The organism is Paenibacillus sp. UNC217MF (assembly GCF_000686865.1).
GTDB classification, from domain to species: Bacteria; Bacillota; Bacilli; order Paenibacillales; family Paenibacillaceae; genus Paenibacillus_B; species Paenibacillus_B suaedae.
The window spans coordinates 133449-155211 of sequence record NZ_JMLT01000016.1; the positions used below are offsets into that span (position 1 = coordinate 133449).

General features: G+C 44.2%; 12 protein-coding genes and 1 pseudogene. 3 read left to right on the top strand and 10 right to left on the bottom strand.

Annotated features, from left to right (window positions below):
* Positions 1-14: 14 nt before the first annotated feature.
* From BP95_RS0110320 to BP95_RS0110355, 8 genes are all read right to left on the bottom strand, one after another.
* Positions 15-7364, bottom strand: a complete 7350-nt coding sequence (locus tag BP95_RS0110320) for a non-ribosomal peptide synthetase (RefSeq protein ID WP_028532096.1) — start codon at positions 7362-7364, stop codon at positions 15-17.
* 25 nt (positions 7365-7389) lie between these two features.
* On the bottom strand, positions 7390-8811 hold the full coding sequence (locus BP95_RS0110325; protein WP_028532097.1) for an aminotransferase class I/II-fold pyridoxal phosphate-dependent enzyme: 1422 nt from the start codon (positions 8809-8811) through the stop codon (positions 7390-7392).
* Between the two features lie 30 nt (positions 8812-8841).
* Positions 8842-13422, bottom strand: coding sequence for a non-ribosomal peptide synthetase (locus BP95_RS0110330; RefSeq protein ID WP_028532098.1), 4581 nt, complete (start codon positions 13420-13422; stop codon positions 8842-8844).
* Between the two features lie 190 nt (positions 13423-13612).
* Positions 13613-14149, bottom strand: a complete 537-nt coding sequence (locus BP95_RS0110335; protein WP_268632018.1) for a sterol desaturase family protein — start codon at positions 14147-14149, stop codon at positions 13613-13615.
* A 415-nt stretch (positions 14150-14564) separates the two neighbouring features.
* Positions 14565-15536 (bottom strand): 2,3-diaminopropionate biosynthesis protein SbnA, encoded by a 972-nt coding sequence (sbnA, locus tag BP95_RS0110340; RefSeq protein ID WP_021255781.1) that lies wholly within the window; start codon positions 15534-15536, stop codon positions 14565-14567.
* A gap of 1055 nt (positions 15537-16591) precedes the next feature.
* Positions 16592-16774, bottom strand: coding sequence for a GNAT family N-acetyltransferase (locus BP95_RS32380; protein WP_331281222.1), 183 nt, complete (start codon positions 16772-16774; stop codon positions 16592-16594).
* Complete coding sequence (locus BP95_RS34395) at positions 16710-16871, bottom strand: hypothetical protein (RefSeq protein ID WP_021255779.1); 162 nt, start codon at positions 16869-16871, stop codon at positions 16710-16712. The genes BP95_RS32380 and BP95_RS34395 overlap by 65 nt, the downstream gene beginning before the upstream one ends.
* A 209-nt stretch (positions 16872-17080) precedes the next feature.
* On the bottom strand, positions 17081-17419 hold the full coding sequence (locus tag BP95_RS0110355; RefSeq protein ID WP_021255778.1) for a PH domain-containing protein: 339 nt from the start codon (positions 17417-17419) through the stop codon (positions 17081-17083).
* A gap of 203 nt (positions 17420-17622) precedes the next feature.
* Here BP95_RS0110355 and BP95_RS0110360 point away from each other — a divergent pair, with 203 nt between their 5' ends.
* The 3 genes and pseudogenes from BP95_RS0110360 to BP95_RS34520 form a co-directional block, all read left to right on the top strand.
* The gene (locus BP95_RS0110360; protein WP_175460848.1) at positions 17623-17982 is read left to right on the top strand and encodes a MerR family DNA-binding protein; all 360 of its coding nucleotides are present in this window, start codon (positions 17623-17625) and stop codon (positions 17980-17982) included.
* On the top strand, positions 17966-18331 hold the full coding sequence (locus BP95_RS30095) for a hypothetical protein (protein ID WP_021255776.1): 366 nt from the start codon (positions 17966-17968) through the stop codon (positions 18329-18331). The genes BP95_RS0110360 and BP95_RS30095 overlap by 17 nt, the downstream gene beginning before the upstream one ends.
* A pseudogene (locus BP95_RS34520) lies at positions 18332-18748 on the top strand (IS3 family transposase); the annotation flags it as partial.
* Between the two features lie 144 nt (positions 18749-18892).
* Here the strand turns inward: BP95_RS34520 and BP95_RS0110370 are convergent.
* Positions 18893-19693: a copper amine oxidase N-terminal domain-containing protein gene (locus tag BP95_RS0110370; protein ID WP_028532101.1), complete on the bottom strand. Its 801-nt coding sequence runs from the start codon at positions 19691-19693 to the stop codon at positions 18893-18895.
* 270 nt (positions 19694-19963) lie between these two features.
* A partial coding sequence (locus tag BP95_RS0110375; protein WP_028532102.1) for a condensation domain-containing protein occupies positions 19964-21763 on the bottom strand: 1800 nt, incomplete at its 5' end.

Below are 21763 nucleotides of genomic sequence, written 5' to 3' on the forward strand. Positions count from 1 at the left end.
TTTCATGCAGTTTCTTATTCCTGATTCATCGGAACAGCTTTCGGAATGGAAGACCGAATTTTGGATGCCGGCTTAACATCTTGGAGTTGTTCATGGATAAATCTACTTAATGACCGAATCGTATCATAGCGGAATAGCGTGTTCGCATCTAGCTGCAACTGATAGATTTGCGACAACTGCACAGTAATATCAATTCCAAGAATCGAATCGCCACCGATGGAGAAATAATTCTCGTTCACATCTGGAGCCTGCTCCATCTCCAACATTTCGGTCCAGACACGCGCAACCGTAGACTCAATACTCTCTAGGCTGATATCCGCTATGGATGGTTTGGCAGATGAGGCATTCATCCTTTTCCTAAGATCGGGCTCCAGTTTGAAATACGCCTGCTTGTCCAGCGCCTGCAAATCCTGCTCATCCAATCCAGTCACCATTAAATGACTGGACCGCGCACCGGTAATCGTCCAAAATGCCCCAATCCCCTGCTTGCGGTCATAACCCAGAATAAGTGGAGATAAACGGGCAATTTCATGAATATGGGAGGACTGCAGCTCTTCGTTCTTGCTTCCCATCCCGGTAAATTGCCATCCTCCCCACTGAATAGAAATAAACTGCCGGCCAAGCTGTCTTTGTTGCAACGCATATTGATCCATAAAATGATTAGCACTAGTATAGGGTCCCAGATTTTTCTCTGACAATATAGCGTCTACAGAGGAGAAGGTCATAAAAAAATCAACCATATGTTCACGCAGCAGCATATCCAGAAGTACCGTCCCATAGACTTTAGCTTCATATACATCCTGATAATCTTCCATACTTGCCTCTAGCAGCGAAACCCGCTTCCCTAGTACACCTGCTGCATGAATAACCCCGTCGACGTTGCCGTATTGGGTGGAGATTCGCTCAACGGTTGACTCCAACTCATTGCGTTCTGCAATATTAACCGCAAAATACTGTACATCAGCGCCTAGCTCCGCCAGGGCACGAATATCGGCAAGCTGACGCTGGCTCATATTCTCTTCGCGGGTACGTCCCAGCAGCACGAAAGTGGCACGATATTTGCTTGCGATCTCACGGCATATTTCTGTCGCTATGCCTCCGGTTCCGCCTGTAACCAAGTAGACACCATCATTGCGAAACAACTCCCGCTTTGTCTTGGAAGGAACAGATTCTTTCAAATACCGAACATAACGAGTGGCATGCCGGTAGGCCACTTCTTTCGTTTCATCATGCCAGCATACTTCGTTATAAATATGCTGTAATGAGACATCCTTCGCCCACTCCGACGCTTCCAGGTCAATGCAACGCGACTCCAGTAACGGATATTCATGATTGGCGCTGCGATTTAGAGATACGATAAAACTTTGCAGCGGGTCAACAATGGCATCTCCAGATGCAACCTTGTCCGCATTTCTAGTAATATGGAACAACCGCGCCGGTGTGGCAGCCGTATGCAGCGCAAGCTGCCTCGTCAAATACCAGGCAGGTGCGAGTATCCCGTCAACCACCGCAGACAACTGCTTCCTGTCGGTAACCATCCGATCCTGCAACGGTTGACTGGATGAGATATGAATGCATGTATTGACAATTTGGCCGCTGTCTCTTAATTGCTTCAATACGTCGGCGATTTGATCTTCTTCATTTATATTCACTTCATAGACCTGCCGCTCTAACTGACGATATTGAGGGCTGAAATACATTTGTACAACATCCATGCCCTCACCGCGGAATTTATTCGCCAGTTGTTCCTGCCAGTCAGAGTGTTCGCCAACTATCAGCAAGACGCCCTGTAATAAATGCTTGCGCTCACGCTGAAGCTGAGTCGGTTTCCAATACAGCCGATGCAGCAGTTCACTGGTTACGGCACCTGTTTCCTGTTGTTCTTGATGACGAACTTCAAGCGCTTTGCGCTTTGTCGTGTTCATATCGAACCAGTATGATTTGCGTTCGAATGGATAGACAGGCAAGGAAACAACATTGCCCGTCTGAATTGGTGTCAAATCAAGGTTCCAGCCTGCTTTGTACAGATGTGACAGTACCGTCAGCAACTGGTGATCCCCCTGTGTGAAACCGAACACATCTGCTTCCCATTGCTGGGGAGGGATGGACGAACCCTCGGCGGATTGGGATGCTGTGTCAAGAAGCTGATGAATGGGTATTGCGCCTGCAGTCAGCAGGATGCCTCTATGTGCAAACCATTGCTGTTCATTCATATTCGTATTGTATTGTGCTAAGCTCGTATGCAACGCGGCATCTGTAACATTTGCCAGTGTTCCTTTATTCTGCATAACAGTAGAGACCGCTGCTCCAATGCCGATTCCACTCAGCTCGTAGTTCAGTCCTGTTGCCTGCAATAGACTGACGATAGCGTACAGAAATGAAGCATAGATCGCTCTGGCCCGAAGCTGCGGGTCATCACTTGAAGCAGCAATATACTCATCGTATTGCGCTCGTTGCTCACGGTTTATCCAGCCTGTCAGGACTAATTGATCGTAAAGCCGCTCTGCACCCGGAATATAATCTTGCAGCCACAGACTGGCCCTTGCCTCTGTTTGTCCATGGCGGGCGTGAATTTCAGCAGCCTGTTCCAGCCGTTCGATGAGTTCCTTTCGAGTATGAGCGACCACAGCGAACCGATAATTATCCTGACTGCGCCGGCAGTTCAACGTATAGCTTATATCCGCAAGGGCAGCTTGATGATTATGCATAAGATGCTGCCGCAGTCCGTCTATCTTTCGTTGTACAATTGCAGGAGTTGAACCTGATAAGGTGAACAGATACGGGATCTGCTGCACTTGATCCGGATCAGGTCCATTCTGTGGACCGTCCAACACCGATTGAGGTTCGAATTTCTCCAGAATTATATGCACATTCGTACCACTCAGCCCAAATGAACTCACACCGGCACGAAGCGGCTCTCCAGCGACTGACTGCCAAGAACTTAATGTACCGTTTACAAGGACAGGTGTCTGTTCAAATGGAATTAACGAATTTAGTGGTGTGGCATGGAGTGAAGCTGGCAACTCATTATGCTGCAAACTCAGCGCCGTCTTGACTAGTCCAGCCAATCCCGCCGCGCTGTCAAGGTGGCCTACATTGGACTTGAGCGAACCGAGTCGGATGAACTGCTTACGATCCGTATACTGCATAAATGCTTTTTGAATTCCTTTGATTTCAATCGGATCGCCCAACCGGGTTCCTGTTCCGTGCGCTTCGATATAAGAGATCGTTGTTGGATCAATATTAGCGTTGCTCCAAGCTTTTAATAAGGTTTCAGCCTGGGCATCAGGACTTGGGGCAGTGATGCCGTTCGATCTTGCACCGTCTTGAGTAATAGCGCTGCCTTTAATGACTGCATATACACGATCGTTATGACGTACCGCTTGCTCCAATGGCTTCAGAAGAATACATACGCTGCCCTCTCCACCGATTGTTCCGTCCGCCTGTTCGCTGAATGCCCGACAGCACTCGCTAGGTGAAACAATATTAGATTCCATAGCAAGTTCACGCTCAATCGGCTCAATATCCAGATGGATGCCGCCGGCAAGTGCCAGCTCACACTCTCCGTTTCGTAAAGCCTGTACTGCTGTATGCACCGCTGTCAACGAAGACGAACAAGCCGTTTCAATCACCATGGAAGGGCCATTGAAACCGAAATGGTACGATAATCTTCCCGCCAGATTAGCAGGCAAATTGCTTGACATTAACTCATCTATTTTTAGATCCAGGTGTTGATAATACGTCGGAATTATTCCTGCCATAAAAACACCAACCGGACGATTATGCAGTTCTTCGCGTGTATAACCGGCATCTTCTAGCGTATGGTAGGCCGTTTCCAACATGATACGTTGGTTAGGGTCCATTGATTTGGCCAGTTTTGGTGAAATACCGAAAAATTGCGGGTCAAATTCATCGATCCCTTCAAGATAACCGTAGCGCAAATAATTTTTATCCCTATAACCGGTAGGGTCCAACAATTTTCTGGATGAGGGAATTTCCCTGATGGTCGTTTGACCGTTCACTAGCATATCCCAGAATTGGTCCGGACCATCTATTTCGGGCAGGTGGATTCCGATACCAATGATGGCAATATCCTGCCCGGCCTTCGAAGTTTCCTTACCCTCGCCCGGTTGCACAGATTGTTCCAATCGATTTTTATTCTCGGGTGCCGAAAGAATGTCATCAGCTGGCTGCATAATATAATCTGCCAGTTGAGCAATAGTGTTGTAGGAAAACAGATCACTGATTTCTAGTTTTATTTCAGGCAGTTCTTTTTTTAGCAGGTTGTACAGCCGCATAATCTGAATTGAATTTCCGCCAAGTTCAAAAAAGTTAGACTGAATCCCAACATGGGAGAGGTTCAGCACATTCTTCCAGATATCAACCAGCTTCTGATCCAATTCATGACGCGGTTCGCTGTAGTCTTCACCCGTGCGAACAATTTCAGTGTTTTCCAATGCTTTGCGATTAATTTTACCGTTCGGTGATAACGGATAGGCTTCACTGTATTGGTAAAAGGAGGGGATCATATAACTCGGCAGCTTATCCGCTAAGAACTGCCGCAATTCCGCTGTTGATGGCTCTGTTCGAGATTTAAGAAAAGCGCATAATACAGGGTTATTCAGAGCTTTTCCCTGCAGCACGACTACTGCATCCTGAATTTGCGGGTGCTGTAGCAATGCTTCTTCAATTTCTCCGATCTCTACCCGATAACCGCGGATTTTAACCTGATTATCCACACGACCGAGGTACTGTAAATTGCCGTCTTTTTGCCACTGGCCCACATCACCGGTTTTGTACATTTTATCTCCAGGAATATCGCTGAACGGATTCGGAATGAAGCGCTCGGCTGTGAGTTCCGGCTGGCCCAAATATCCGCGCGACAGCCCTGTGCCGCTAACACAAATTTCACCGGGAATGCCGATCGGGCACAGGCGGTTGTTCCGGTCCACTATATATATTTTTAGATTAGAACGCGGTTTGCCTATCAATGAAATCTCATGCTCAGAATTACCGTCAAAATGATAGGTGCTTGTTTCTACCGTTGTCTCCGCAGGGCCGTAACCGTTAATAATTTTCCCGGTAGGATTCAATATCTCGCGACATTTGCGCACCAGACTGATCGGCACATATTCGCTGCCCAGAGACAATGAGGTCAGATCAGGCAATACAGGGCGCTCGCTCCGTTCTTCTGCTTGCTCCACCAGCATATTCATCAGCACTGGTATTTCATCAATACTGTTAATCCGGTGTTTCTGCAAATAGTCCATATACTGGTCGGCATTCTTACGTACGTCCGGATGAAGCAAGTGCAATGTTCCACCTGAAACAAGCGGCGAGAAAATCTGCTGAATGGAACTGTCAAATGCGTAGGAATTGGACAACAGCACCTGATAGCCTGGGGTATGATCATATTCTTCTAGCGTCCATAATATAAATTCAGTGAAAGAACGCTGATCAATCATTACACCTTTGGGCGTACCAGTTGAACCAGATGTATAAATGACATACGCCAGTGGAAAATCAACGCCCCCATGATCTGCTGCAACTGATTGACCGGCGGCAGTATTCTCAACTAGCCGGCAGTCGCCCTGCTCCAGCACTACTGTAGACCTAACCATCGCAGCAGCAACCTCCTGGTACTGCTCCATGGTTACAATAATGCTAACCTTGCTACTTTCGACAATATAACGAATACGTTCCTCCGGATAACTTGGATCAATCGGCAAATAAGCACTCCCCGAACCAAGCACTCCCATAATGGCGGTAATCAAATCAGTCGACCAGTCCATCAGCAAAGCGATAATCCTGCCCTCGCCTGCTCCCCGATCACGCAAAAAACCAGCCAGCCTCTCTGCCTGTTGGGCCAGCTCACAATAAGTCAGCCTGCTTTCTTGAAAGACCACAGCTGTATATTCGGGCGTGGCTTGAGACTGCTCAACAAAAAATTGATATACGGTTTTGTCCTGCTTCAGGTCCATTCGGTTCGTCTGGTTGAACTCCACCAGCAGTTGTTGTTTCTCAACTTCCGTCAATAGCTCCACTCCAGCAACCGGCAGTTCAGCCTGATTCATGAATTGTTGCAATATCGAAATAAAATGCTCTCCCATCTTGTGAACGATCCATTGTTCGAACAGATCAGAATGATATTCCAGCTTCAGCATCGGCCTTCCAGCCAGCAGGAAGGATACGGTCAAATCGTAATGATTAACCTCGTTTTCTTCATATCCGATAATGTTGAAGCTGCTAAAAGAGCCCTGCAGCAATTGCATATCAAGAGGGTAGTTTTCAAATACCAGAATATGGTTAAACAACGTCTCCGTGCCTTTCATCCGGGAAATACTTTGAATATCGCTTAGAGGTAGATTTTCGGACTTTTTATAGTGAATTAGCTTATTATGTATGTGTCGAATATAATCAATTATCGACAAATCACCAGCTTCACTTACAATGACAGGAATGGTATTGATGAACAAACCTATCATCCGCTCCACCTGAGGAAGTACATCCGGGCGGCCTGAAACGGTCAGGCCATACACGACCTCATTACTGTCGTTGTACCGTTGCAAGAGAAGTGCCCAAGCAGCATTCATTATAGAACTGGCCGATACGCTATACGCTCTCGAGAATTCCTCTACTTGAGGAAAAATGCTATGAAGATCGATTTCTACCTTATGAATGTCGCCACCCTGTGTTCTCGTCTGCTGCGCAAACGGCAGTTTCGTATACGAGCTTAAAGATTCCAATTCGGTCTGCCAAAATTGGCGAGCCTGCTCATGATCATATTGTTGCAGCCATTTGATGTACGCCTTATAGGCAGGCTTACTGCTGCGGGTTACATGTTGATCATGTAGTAGCAATTCATAGGTTTGCAGCCATTCACTCAAAAACAGCCCCAATGACCAGCCATCCAGTATAATGTGATGAAATTGCAATAGAATGGTATAGCTATTCGCATCTTTCTTGCACAATACAGTCCTCAGCAGCGGACCTTTTGTGAGATCGAAGCCGTTATTCTGCTCACGACGTCTAATTTCACTCAACCTGGTTTCTGTATCGGCCGGAGACAAGGTGGACAGATCCTCTTGGCTCAGGATCAACTTTTGCTGCTTTAATACGATTTGAACAGGCTGACTTAGATTCTCCCAGCGAATGACAGAGCGAAGACAGTCATTATCCACTGCCATCCAATTCAGCGCCTTCTGCAATATTTCTGCATCCAGTTCACCGGTAATATGCAATGCCACTTGACTCAAATAGAGCGGCACCTCTGGTTCTTTTAAACAATGAAACAAAATGCCTTCCTGTGTAGGCGACAGCGCAATAATATCTTCAATGTTCTGATTGTTTACCTTTTGGGCCATACTAACCTCCCATATGTTTGCGTGATTAAATAATTGCTGAATGGGCAAAAACGTCTTCGATCTTGCTTAGATAGCGAATAATATTGTCCACACGGTCATGAATCAGAGTAATACGGAACCAAATTTCATCAGGCCGTTGCAAAATACCAAATACATTGCCGGGAAGAATGCCACAGTTCACTTCATAAAACAGCTTCTTGAAGAATTCATCATCATTGTCAAACCGGTACTCGGGATTCACTTTAATGAAGAATACATTGCCAATCTGTTGATTGGTATAATCTACAAAGACTTTCGATCCTTTCACATACTCGGTCACACGTCGAAGCGCATCGGCCTGTATGTTATCCGAAAGCTGAATGCGGGATTGATATTTCGCAAACAGCTTAAGCTCCTGCATTTTTTTAAACAATAGATGTTCATCCACATTCTGACTCCAGCCGAATAATCCCTGGTCAAATAATTTCATATCCTCCAGCGCCGGTTCTTCTCCGGTAATCAGCTTATATTTGAAATACAGATTGAGCGCAAAATAGACCAACGAGTGGGTATTCATGCTATTTTCCATCGATGAAATAAAATATTTGTATTTCTCGTCAATCCGCGGATCACCAAACCAGTATCCCGTACGGAAACCGGAATAAAACGGTGTATCTTTGGAACAACCATATACTTTAATCACGTAATCAAGCTTATCCGTCAGATTAAAAATTTCTGTAAAGCCGCGGCTTTTAGGGAAGATCAAGTCCTGGTAGATATTATCTACCACCAAGAAAATCTCATTGGCCTGGCATAATTCTACGATCTGCTGCAACTCCCTTACATTCTCGCCCTCATAGGTAGATTGGGCAGGATTGTTAGGGTAGGTGATGATTACCGCGACTGTAGAGGGTGTAATCGCATTACGAATCTCGCAACTGGTGGGCAGATAATTATTCTCTCGTTGTGTATATACGTATTTAGAGGTTGCCTTGTCGTTCAGATTCGACAGTTGGGCTGCATAGACCGTATAGTTGGGCAAAATCAGAATCACTTCCGGATGCTCCAGCCCTTTTTCAACTTGTTTTAATTTCAAAATTGAATTAATAACACCGTTCATCACATTGGTGCAGCCGTTCCCGCAGCCTATACCGGCTTGCTCTACCAGCCTGTGGCTAATATCCGCCCGCTGGGGGGCATTCTGTAACAGTCTTGCCAGCTCCAGTCTACGGATCAACGCATTCATCTCGGTATAACCGTCGGGAGATGTGTAACCCGGCTCTATCTGATGCAAAGCAGAAATTTCGTCCATGGTGAAGATTTCTGGAAAGAGATGAACATTAAAGTTCATATTATCCAATATGTTCATTGATTCACGTCTATCAAACAAAATACTCCAATACTGAATCAAGCGTTGGTACATTTCCAGATTCTCAAATTTTTCCTTGTAGTACGAGTTGTTTGACATGGAAGTATTCCTTTCTATATACAAATTTAATCAGTCTATTAACAAAGAATCCAGCTCTGCTTGATCCAGCCCGATCGTCTCAAAATCAGAGGGCGTATATGTTGCCGACTGCCGGGCTGTGCAGTGTGTGATAATGGCAATCAACTGGTCATGCCAGGCATGAATTAGCTGATCCATCGCTTCCGTAGTAAAGTGTTCTTTTACGTAAGTCACCGAAAGGCGAAGCTGGCCTCCAATCGTCATCGCATTAACATCCAGTCGGACCGAAAAGGCATTGAACAGCCCATTATTATGACCGGTCTGTTCTTCCGCCAGTGCAAACAGACCAGGAGCGGACAAGGCAACAAAATCACCAAGATAATTAAATCGGATCATCTGCCCGATTGGTGATTCTAACATTGAAAGAATGGATGAAGGCTGTAAATGCCGACTTATCAAATAATCGAAACCTTTATTCGGCACACTGCGTAGCTGTTCCTTGACTAGTTTGATCTGCTGCTCTAGATCAGCGGCAGGCAGTTCAATACGAACTGGGAAAATGCTTGTGAACCAGCCTACCGTTCGAGATACATCCACAGCCTCGCTAAACCTCTCTCTTCCATGTCCCTCCAGCTCCAGCAGAATGCAAGAACCAGTATCCAGTTGTTGCACTACCTGTGCTAGTGCGATAATTAGCAGTTCAACTGGTTCCGTGTGATACGCGGAATTGGCGCGAAGCAGCCATTGACTCGTCCAATCTGCGCTTAACTGTTTGGTCACGGTAGCTGTGTGGCGATTTTCCACCGCTCGGACGTTCGGTGCGTTTCCTCCACTCCAGTCATCAAATATTTCGGTCCAGTAAGATATGCTTGTGGAAGTCAACGAAGCAGCATAGTGTTCCAATTCCTCTGTCCATTGCTGGTAGGATGATGTTTTAGCTGGCAGTACAGCTTCACGACCGTCTTTCTTTGCCGTTAAGATGGTAATCAAGTCCTCCAGTAAGATACGCCAAGAAACACCATCAACTACTAAGTGATGTGCTGTTAGCAGCAACCTTGCGCCTTGACTCCCGAGTTCAAAAAAAATCGCCTTGAACAGCAGATCAGACTGCAAGTCAAATGACGATTTTAATGTACTGCCCGCCGCTTCGATCCTCTCCAGCTGCTGATCATACGACAAGGACGACAAATCCAGTTGTTGCACTTGAAGAGGAAGATCCAGATGAACAGGATTATAAAAAAGAACACGATCATCATTCAGATTTAATCTCAAACTGTCATGATGAACAATTAGCGCTTGCAGGCCCGATTCTATCATTTCCAATGTAACCGAGGCATCCAGCGACAATAGTACCGATTGATGATAATAATCCTGCTGAGTCAATTGCTGATCAAAAAACCATTCGTGTATGGGAGAACGCTTCAAGACCCCCTCCGCTATTCGATGACGATCTTCCTGGTCTGCGCCTTTATCTTTGACAAGGTAAGCCACCATATCGCCGATTCGCGAATATGTCAGAATATCATTGACCTTTAGGACATATCCTGCTGTTTTCATTCTGGAAGATAGCTGAATCGCCTTAATGGAATCGCCACCTAATTGAAAAAACTCGTGCTCCAATCGTACAACCGGAATATTCAAAAGCTGTTGCAGCGTGTCGGTTAACAACTGTTGTTCCACTGAATACAGATACTGAAGCTCGTCCTTGTTTGACTCCACAGATACTTCTAGCTCCATTATCGGCACTGGTAATTTGGAAAAATCGATTTTCCCATTAATCGTTAACGGGATTTCGTTCACTTCAATTAGCTGTGGAATCATATACAACGGCAACTTGGCGGCAAGTTTTGTTTTGATCATTGCCAGTTCTACAGGCGTTTTCATTATCAGATAGGCGCAAAGCTTACTTCGTTGGTCACTCTTCACTGCATTTACAGTCTGTTGATCGGTATGCTCCGCATCGTTCATCCGGTATCCCAGCACGGCTGCATTGGAAATTTCATCAATTTCCAATAATGCCGTTTCGATTTCACCTATTTCAATACGGTACCCATTCAATTTGACCTGACGGTCTTTGCGGCCCATGTATTCCAGATGATTGCGCTCCGTAAAACGGACCAAATCGCCTGTCCGATACATCTTTTGCTGCGAAAGAAACGGATTTGGTACAAAGGCTGCTTCCGACAATTGCTCCCGGTTCCAGTAACCTCTTGCCACTCCTTCACCTGATATGAACAATTCTCCAATGCAGCCTGTCGGTACAGGCTGCAAATGCTCATCCAGCACATACAACTGCACATTAGCCGCCGGCTTGCCGATCGGTACAGAAACGTCAGTATCCTCTAGGGGGTCATATTTATGAATCATACAGCCTACCGTAGCTTCCGTCGGACCGTATTCATTATAAATATGAATATTTGCACCGAAGCAATCATTTATTTCCTTGGCGATTGAGGTGTTCAGATTCTCACCGCCTACGATCAGAGTGCGTATAGAGCTCTGTGTATACGATTGCTCACGTAGTAAAGACAAATGCGCAGGCGTCAGTTTCAGTACAGTAACCTTGTTATCTCGCAAGATATCATACAATACAAAACCATGGTCTGATTCACTATAAATTCTCAGCTCATGCCCACCTATTAACGGTGTAAAGATAGACGTAACCGTCAAATCAAATGACAATGAAGAATATAAAGCGAAGACTTCCGGTGTTTGCCGCACGTAAACCTTATGAGCCCACCAGATGTAATTCGTCAGATTGCTGTGTTCGATCATAACGCCCTTCGGCTTGCCGGTTGAACCGGAAGTATAAATCATGTAAGCAAGTTCACTCGGACCTGCCGACGGTCCGGTAATGTTCCAAACTGCTGCGTCATCTTCATCCTGTTGCTCCGGCCAAAGAATAGTCCCGCTGTAATCCACATCCGTTGGCAGTTCCCGATTCAGTACCATACAGTTTAGGGTGCTATCTTGCAAAATATCATTAATACGTCGGCTTGGATATGCATGATCGATAGGCACATAGGCAGCTCCGACTTTCAAAATAGCCAGCACTCCGGCCACCAGCTCCATCGAATGCGTTCCGTACACACCCACCTTGTGCCCGGAACCTATGCCAAGCTGCCGCAAGCGTACACTTAGTCGCAGAACCTGCCGATGCAGTTCCTGATAGTTCCATGTCTTGGTATACATACTGATAGCTATGCGTTCCGGCGTTAATTGCACTTGTTGTTCAAACAGCTCCACAACATTGTGGTTTGCGGGATACGATTGCGTTGTATCGTTAAATTCAACCAACAACCTATACCGCTCGTCTTCCGATAAAAGTGAAATTTGCTGAATCATCAGTTGCGGATGATTCATGATTTGCGTAGCGATCCTCATTATTCTATCAAACATTAGATCTATATCCTGTTTGCTGAATATGGCGCATCGATAATCAAATTCCAGCATCAACTCTCCTTCTGCCCATTCCTTTATCACCAACTGCAATGGAAGCTGTTGATAGCCCGAATGCAATTGTATGACCTCGAATGGCTGATTAAGTAATTGATTGCTCGGTACAAATGGATAATAATTGACCGACAGTTGGAACAAGGATTCGTAGCCTCTTTTCTTCAACTGTAAATCCTGCATCAACAAGTCGAACGGATACTTCTGGTGAACATAACCGGTGCGAATTTCGCGCTTGACAGCGGATAACAGCTCCAACACCGCAGCCTCCGGTTGAATATGGAACGGTACGGGCATTGTGCTTGTATACATGCCAATAGTTTGTTTATCTGCTGGACCGGAACGGTTGTATACAGGCAAACCTATCGTTACATCTGTCTGACCATACATTTTGAATATGTAGAGGTTCATTAATAGAACAAAATAATCGTTCAGTGAACAGTTATATTTTTGTGTCCAATCATGTATGGACGAAGTGATTTCCCTGTCCAGCGCATAGGATGCCCGCTGCGCTTCAAGTCGGTCGGAGCCCATATGAAAAACAGGCTCAGGAATCGTCTGAAACTTTTCGTACCAATAAGCACGGTCCTTCGCAAAACGAGGAGATTGTGCATATTTCTGTTCTTGATTTATCAACTGTAAATACGTTTGATCTTCCTGTATCGCATCATCCTCGCCGCGAAATAACCGCTCATAATGGTTGCAAATCTCTGCCGTCAGGAGTGGAAGCGACCAGCCGTCAAAAATCAAATGATGTATCTTGGCAAAAATACCGTAATGTTTCTCATCTAGCCGGTACACTTCAAATCGATAAAGGGGTTGTTGTCCATCTAGCGAAAGCGGCAGACGAAGTTGATTTTGCAACCATTGATCCCACACTTGTTGTGGGTTGGCTTTTGTGCTAAAATCCGTAAACTGCAGCCCGTGCTTACCATCCTTGGATACGGTCTGCATGGGGTCGTCATCTTCCTCTGAGATGACTAACCGAAATACCTGATTGCCAGCGATGACCGACCGAATCGACTGCATCAACATATCCGCGTCTATCTGTCCATAGATATTTGCGATACCACAAATATGATGAATATTAGTATTGGGATATAGTTTTTCGGTATACCAGATTCTCTTCTGAGGATGACTTAGCGGATAATGATAATCAGCATAATGAGGTATGATCACGAATTTTCAAACCTTTCCTTATCAGAATAGGCGCGAGTTCCTGCCGGTTAACTTCTAGAATATAACGTCTGGAATGACAGATGACCTAAGACATTATTAAGCAGAATTAATACCGAGTTCATGGTACAGCATTAGGCGGCAAAATAACTGCCTGCTTTAAAAGGCGGAAATATGAACAGTTATTTTTTGGTCAGTATCTCTCATCAAGATTTTCTCTTCTCCCCTTCGCACCTCGTACCCCCAAAAATTTCTTGTCGGTTGTTTGAAAGATATGATCCCACAAGGTAATGAAAAAAGAGTAGTTGCACTTATATAGATCATGATGCTTTAAATGGTAGGCGCCGATCGACAGCCATCGGGTGATGATACCCCTTATCCTTGGATTGTGATCGACTACCTTGCCAGCCAAAAACACTTCATAAACATAATGAAATCCTAACAATATGCCCCCTGGAACCGGGTCGATGAAGACGAGGACAATTAAGGGTAACGTCAGAGTAAGCCAAATATCCAGCGAAGCCTTAAAACTTCCGAACCAGAAGAAATAATTTGAAAACTCGGGCCAATTCGAATCCCCATATTTGACACGGTGATGTACGATATGAATTTTATATAAGAAATTTTTCTTATGGGGAATATGTGCTAGCCGATGTACGCTGTACGAGTACAGCGTCCAAAGGAAGAAGTATGCAATAACTTTTGCAATAACTAACACCATTGTCATCATCCTCCATTTTTTATGGATAGCTTCAAAGACAAAATCATCGAGAAGCCCTGGGAATAATACACAAATCTCGCTTGAGAATTTCGATGCTTGATGGAAAAACTGGAAGCTGCAGATAGGGGACTCGGTTCAGAACAGAACCCTTTTCCTGGTTAACAATACTTATCTTCTTTGACAATGCTACTTGTGCATGATGATGGGCGAAGTATATGCTCCTGTATTGATAGTCCTACGCATTGACTCTTTCAACTGCAGATCGTTCTTTTACAATCTAATCTCCCGGCATAAGCCATTTTTTTGTGATAGAGGAAGTATGCAGTCTGCTGCTAAACTTTTGCCATCGTGCCTGTCCCAATAGTTCCGATTGATTGAGAAGTTATATGGCTCACCCTCCATTCCTATGCTTATAAGTTCCTTCTCATTTAGATATAACGTGTTCAATCTCCTTCTCACTAGTCAATTTCCAATCCGGGTTGTAGATAGTGCTTGTATATCGATCTCCACGATCCGGGAAAACTGTAACTACATTGATTTCGCGATCGGGTAAATTTTGTGTGAAGTACTTTAAGATAGCTGACATTACAGACCCCGAAGACCCCCCTGCCAAAATAAAATATTCCTTTAGCAAACGCTGGCACATATTAACCGTCTCCAACTCACTAACCATTACATGATCATCAATTTTGGCCTTATTAAGTATCAATGGGTACTTGCTAGATCCAATTCCCGGAATACTCCTTTTTCTAGGTTGTGACCCGAAAATTACCGAACCATAAATATCAACAGCTATAATTCGCGATTCAGGGAAATACTCCTTAATACGGTTAGAAACCCCAGTTATCGTACCCCCTGAACTCACCCCCATGAATACATAATCAATCTTTTTTACAGACTCTATTAGTTCACTAGCCAGTGTATGATAATAAGCCTCGGCATTTAACGGGTTCTCATACTGGTTGATCCAATAAGAGTTGGGAATATTCTCTACCAACTCTTTTACTTTTTTGATCCGATTTAGAAGATATCCCCCATACTCATCTGGTTCCGTGATTTTGAATACTTTATCGCTTAATGCAGAGATCAACATCTCATTGTCAGGCATTGTATTTTTATCAATCACACAATAAAACTTTAATCCTAACCAACGACAAGCCGCCGAAAGAGCAAGTCCAAAATTACCAGAAGAAGACTCAATGATAACTGTGTCTTTGTTTATAGTTCCACATTCTATCAATTTTTCAAGGATATAGGAAGCTGCTCGATCTTTCACACTTCCCGTTGGATTAAACATCTCCAGCTTTGCGAATATATTGAGCTGCTTAAGTTCTGACATCGTAAGTTTTAGTAAGGGTGTATTTCCTACAAGATTTAAAATATTATTTTGAATCAAGGCTAGTTCCCCTTTCTAGAGATACTTGAACTGATCACAAATAAACTTGGATATGTTAACAGTTTGAGTCATAAACATACCCAACATTTTGTATGGATAATTCCAACGAATTATCCAAAACACGGTTATTCCCCACCTTTCATTAGCCTGAAGCTGCTTTATTTCAGCAGAAAGCACCTTTATACAGTTCCATAAAATGCGACACCGCAACAATGTCGGATATGCGTTCAAAATCCCATTGACCGGCCCCGTCATGTACAGAAATACAAAGACATATGTTTAAATCGTGGAAGAAAGTAAGTTTGGAAACATAACCGGAAATAAAAAGGCTACAGCCCCTATGACGACGGTGAATAGCAACTCGCCTACCACATTAATATTTCCCCTATCAGATCCGCTCTTTTTTCATAGACCGTATTGCTAGTTAATGTAACAAGTTTGGTAGTTGTATAACGTTGACCATAAGCATGCATCAAAATTCCGAGCCCAAAATAAAAAAAGAAGACCGTTCGTCAGATTGTCTTCTCTACCAAATGCCTCCCTCGTAATATCTGAAGATCTGTGGAAATAGTCCATTAACGCAAAAAAACTAGGATTAAACTGTTAGTTCATGACCAACAATCGATGCCTAGTTCTACTTCTAAATGAATTATTAAGTTTAAACTCTTTTCTCTTATACATGAAGCATCAAAGCTCAAAAATCGCCAACGAGCATAGCTTCGCCCATTCGCGCGAATTCACTCGCACTACATATTACATAGTTTGCAATTAAACACTTAACGTGCCTTAACAACGATTAAGTATTTTACTTCAAAAGTTAAGTCCTATCTCTGACATGGTCTATCTAATCTAATTAAAAATACATAACAAAAAATAACATAATACCCCTCATAAGTCAACTACCAATAAAAATGGGATATTTAATAATATTATGAACGAATAGTGTCTCTGTCTTTCACGATCACTATTAGAAAATCTCAGAAGTACCCCACAAAGGATTCATCTTTAGCGTTAATAGATGAGAAACATGATGCCAGCCACTTCTCAGAGTTAGCTCAATAAATCTTTGCCATGTAGTACTCGTCTACTAATCTATCATCAATTATTATCGAATTTTTCTTTATCCCTTCTACTTCAAATCCCATCTCCTTATATAATTTTATTCCATTATCATTATGCGTCATAACTGTTAGTTCCACTCGCGTAATATTGGTTGCTAATCTCCACTTCTCTTTCATTAGGCTCAAATAACATATATTTCGTTTCTTTATCTAATTTTTTATGCAAAACAACTAATTGACTTGCATCTTTTTGCGTTACTTCCCTTATGATCATCTTTGTATTACCCCTTTCTTAAAAGTCTTTCGATTGGTTTCATATAACGTTCTTGTATTCACGACGTCGAGAGGCTTAAGGTATGAAAAGATAGGCGAGGCCATCCGATCGAACCGGCTGCGCGAAGCGCAGTTGCCTCGCAGATGTGTCCACCTGATCCCGAGTGCCGAGTGGCCCGAAGCGTGAATATATGTTGTTATACGTAGTTCCTAACTTTCCTGATAAGCTTTCAACTGTTCTTTGCCTTTATCGTCTTTAGTTAATATGTTATATATTTTTTCTTGTTCCCATGTTGATATTGTATAGTCCTCACCGCTCTTCAAATAAATCTTTAGTTTGTTTCGCATTATGTACATCGTTTTTTTCTTCTCAACTTTTTTGATATCTGTTCTTCTTATTTCAAAGGATTCTTGGATCATAGTCACTTTGTATGAATTAAATTTGATACTTTCTTCCGTTATCTGTAACTTCCCTACGGCTTGTTCCATCTTGCTAATAATGTAGTTGGCCTGCCCTTCGTATACTGTAAATTGAGCGTTATGCTTCAAGATGATCATCCCTTACTAAGTTTTGTCGTTTTTTATAGTCTTTCATCAGGAATTTCGTTTAACGCTGCCCTTATTCAAGTCCTTTTTTGGAATTGTAACCCATTACCTTTCTTATTTCATTACTTCTTTAAATAGGCTTTGTTAAACTGTGTTGTTAATTATTTTTATTGAAGTAGCGGGCAGCATAGTTGCATGGATACCGCATGCAAAAAGATAGTAAAAAACGATTGACATTGGAGTTGAATATTCAAATCATGCAGTATGCGGACTTTTCTCTAGAAGAAATCAAGGGGAAGTTTCAGTTCTATAGAATGCAGAGTGTAGATCCTGCTTATTGCCATGAGGTCGCTGAATTTCTTGATGCCAAGAAAGCTGAAACACGCAAGAAAATCGCACATCTTGAAAAGGTCAGTCAATTGCTCGACATAGCAGTTAACACGCTAAGAGACTTTAATCATGAAAGTGACCAGCAGCTGGCAGTGTCCGTTCGGGAGATTTACCGGGATCTTCACAAGAAGGAACCAGAAATAACTAAGGAGGATTGTGATGGACGTAAGAATTAAGAATTATTATTGTTTGATTGCCGGCGTTCTTGCAATACTTTTTGCTGTTACGCACGCATGGAACGGGCAATCCGCTGTACTGCCGACGCTCTTAGTGAATAATATAGCCTTGGATACACGGATAACATTTACGTATGTCTGGCACATTATCACCGCTGAGAATCTGGTTTTCGGCATCGTATTCATTATCCTGTCATTTCAAAGCGAGAAATCTAAGATCCGGTTTGCTGCGTGGATGATCGTGTCACTTCTGCTCATCCGTCTAATGGTCATTAAAGGAGGTCAATCATCACAAACCAGTAAAAGTTTGAAGCATCGAGGAGATGAGCGTGAGGTATACCTGGGTTGACTCTTACAATTGGCTGAAGTATCACGTGCAGATTATTATAAGTGGCGTAATAAGATTTCAGAACCGCGCAGGTTGCAAGAGCAGTCACCAGAAGAACATATAATGGCCTTATAACGACTACATCCGTACTTTGGCTATCTGCGTATGACTGTTGCTTTGAAACGCGAAGGGATTCATGTCAACCATAAGCGTGTTTATCGGATTATGAAGAAGCCCCTTTGCGTAAATTGGTAACCGACATTACCTAATTTTCGGGCAGGTGATCGCTTTGTTTATCTATCCGCGATTCAGGATCTCCTCAATCACGAGCAACAAGCTCACAAGGATTGGAATACTAGGCAGTCATTCTAGACGTGGAAACTGCTTGACAATGCATGCATTGAATCGTTCTTTTCACATCTTAAAACTGAAAAAATTTGAACGCTTCCAAAAGAACTTGTCCTAGAATCAGCTAAAAAAAGAGTAGCGTAATTAACGCTACACCTTTTGCAAGAAAATTTATCCTAACAGATTTAGATTTGAAAATATACAAACAGAGGATCAATGAACTGCTAATCCGTACTATGGCTCAATTATTTGTCTGCCCACGTTCACATCATCTACCTTCCATTGGTTATCAACAAACTTATAAAATACATAACGATCAACGAGCTCAAGATTGATAGGATCACTTTCAAAATAAGCTGATTGGTGCATTCTCGCCGCTGTGGTGCTGTCGTAGGTAATATCGGCCTTTTTTGTTAGTATAGCGTTATTTTTAATTCCTTTAATGTGAATAATCTTGTTTATAAATGAGTCCGTGAAAAAAGGTCTGAAATATGTTCGAATTTGCGAATAGCTTGAGAGATCGGTAGCTTCAATTAACTTTGTATTAAGCACGTTTGTTCTCTCCTGACTCATTCTCAAAGGCTTGAGCGACTCTGTAAGGATAAAGACCTGTTGCAGTCCGATCGTAATGGTTGCTTTTCGTTCTTGCTCGGACCACAGCGCTGTTCCGCCAAAGGCCTCAGCAAAAACACGAGCTGGTACATAAGTTGTTCCCTTATCAATTTTTGCTGGCACATCAAGCTTGAAAGCAGCGTTATTTAATAAAGCAGTGCGAGAATTAACATGCAGCAATAGCTCTCGATTGCCATGAATAATCGTAATGCTTTTTTTTGCCTGGTTCCAGATCACTTCTGAATTGAATCTCTCTGAAACAGCACGTAATGGAATCAGCACTCGTCCATTCTCAACTTTTCCATTGTCGACCGTATTCGAAAAATTATTGGCAAAGCTTATTGTTGGATTACCGATTAGTAAAGTAAACACTAAAGAAAGTGTTAGTGCGATATTGTTTTTTTCATAGATGTTTCCTTCCACGGTTCTATTATATTAACCCTAGCTCAATTCTTGTCGTCGAAAATAGCTTGCGATACACTCTTCTTCAGTTAGATAGACGCTATCTTATAGATAATGCAGAATAAAAATATGAAAAAAGTATTTTGTTGATTTTCCATTAAATCGAAATTGTTACTCGGCGGCACTTGACGGCAGATTCCTGTGGTGGATTTTTCACTTTCATTTGGAAGAAAACACCCGGCAGGATGCATACCGAGAGAAATACGGCATACACCCAAGCCGGGTAAGGGATTAGAAAATAATATCAATGGCCTCTAGCACATCTTGCTCCTGTTCGGATTGCCCGTTCAGGGAAATATCCTTCAACAGCACCGAAGGCTGTTCGCAAATTTGAGAGATGATTACGAGCAGGTCCTGAGCGAAAATGTCGATCAGATTGCGTGTGAACAACTTGGTGGCATATTCAAACTGCCCGTTCATTCCCTCATCCAGCAACGAAATGACCAAGGTTAGATCAAATTGGGAAACCGTATGTGTTTCCGGATAAGATTCGATCTTGATATCCCCGAAGTTTTGAACGTTATCTTCCTTGGTTTCCAGAGCAAACACGACATCGAATACAGGATTGCGGCTTTGATCTCGCGGAACCTGCAGCTTTTTCACAAGCTCCTCGAACGGATAATCCTGGTGATCGTAGGCCCCCAGCATCGTTTCTTTGACTTCGTTCAAGTAAGCGAGGAACGTCTTCTCCCCGGACGGATAATGGCGAATCGCCAAAGTGTTGACAAACATTCCGATGAGCGGCTCCAGGTCGGCATGTGTGCGACCTGAAACCGGCGTACCTACAATGAAGTCTTCTTGTCCCGAGTACTTGCTGAGCAGGATTGAATAGACCGCCGATAACACCATATAAAGGGTGCCACCGTTCTCATCGGCGATGCGCTGCAAGCTGTCGGTCATCTGCTTGTCGATGCTGAAAGGCAGCACATCTCCCTCAAAGCTGCGAACGGCAGGTCTGACAAAGTCCGTAGGCAGTTCAAGCGTCGGCAGTTTTCCTTCCAACACGTCCAGCCAGTAGGCTTCCTGACGTTTCAGCCGCTCTTTTACAGGTTCGGACTGCTGCCAAGCAGCGAATTCCTTGTATTGGATCCGAAGCGGTTCCAGATTCTCGCCGTTATACAGTCGCAGCAGCTCTTCGACGAAGATGCCCATCGACATGCCATCCGTGACGATATGATGAATGTCCAGCATGAGCAGATGCCGTTCCGCTTCCCATTCCACTAAGCCCACACGCAGTAGCGGCGGCCGCTCCAAATCAAAGACGCGCACAAAGCCGGCTGCGATGCTCTTCGTTTCACTTTCCGTCGCTTTCGTATACTCGACGGCGAACTTCATGTCCGGATAAATCCGTTGTACCGGTATGCCATCGACCATTTCGAAGCCGGTTCGCAAAATTTCGTGACGAGCGATCAATCCTTTGAGCGCCGCCTCGAATTGATTCCGCTCTAAGCGCCCGACGAGAACCGTCATGCCGGACATGTTGTAGCTAAGCTCGGCGCCTTCCATCTTCTGTTGGATGTACAGCCGTTTTTGCACGGAGGAAAGCGGATAGTGATCCCTCTTATCTAGAACCGGAATGGAGAGGTATTCCTGCCGCTCCAATTGGCTGATCGCTTCGGCCATCGCTTCGATAGTCGAGTGCCGGAAGACATCGCGCAATGGCAGGTTCACGCTCAGCTCCTTGTGCACCTTGCTGACCAGCGTCGTCGCCCGCAGGGAGTGCCCGCCGAGGTCGAAGAAGTTATCCGTTACGCCAATCGTGACCGGCCCGAGCACGTCCTGCCAGATGGCGACCAGTTTCGCCTCCAGTTCGGTGCGCGGCGCCACGTATTCGCGGCCTGCGTTTGCTCCCCCTTCCGGCGTCGGCAGCGCCTTCCGGTCGATTTTCCCGTTCGGCGTCAGAGGCAGGCGCTCAATCTCCACGAAATACGACGGGATCATGTACCCCGGCAGCTCGCTGGCAATCGCCCGTTTCAGGTCTGCCGCCGTCAGTTCGCCATCCGTTGTGTAGTACGCACACAGCGCTTTCTG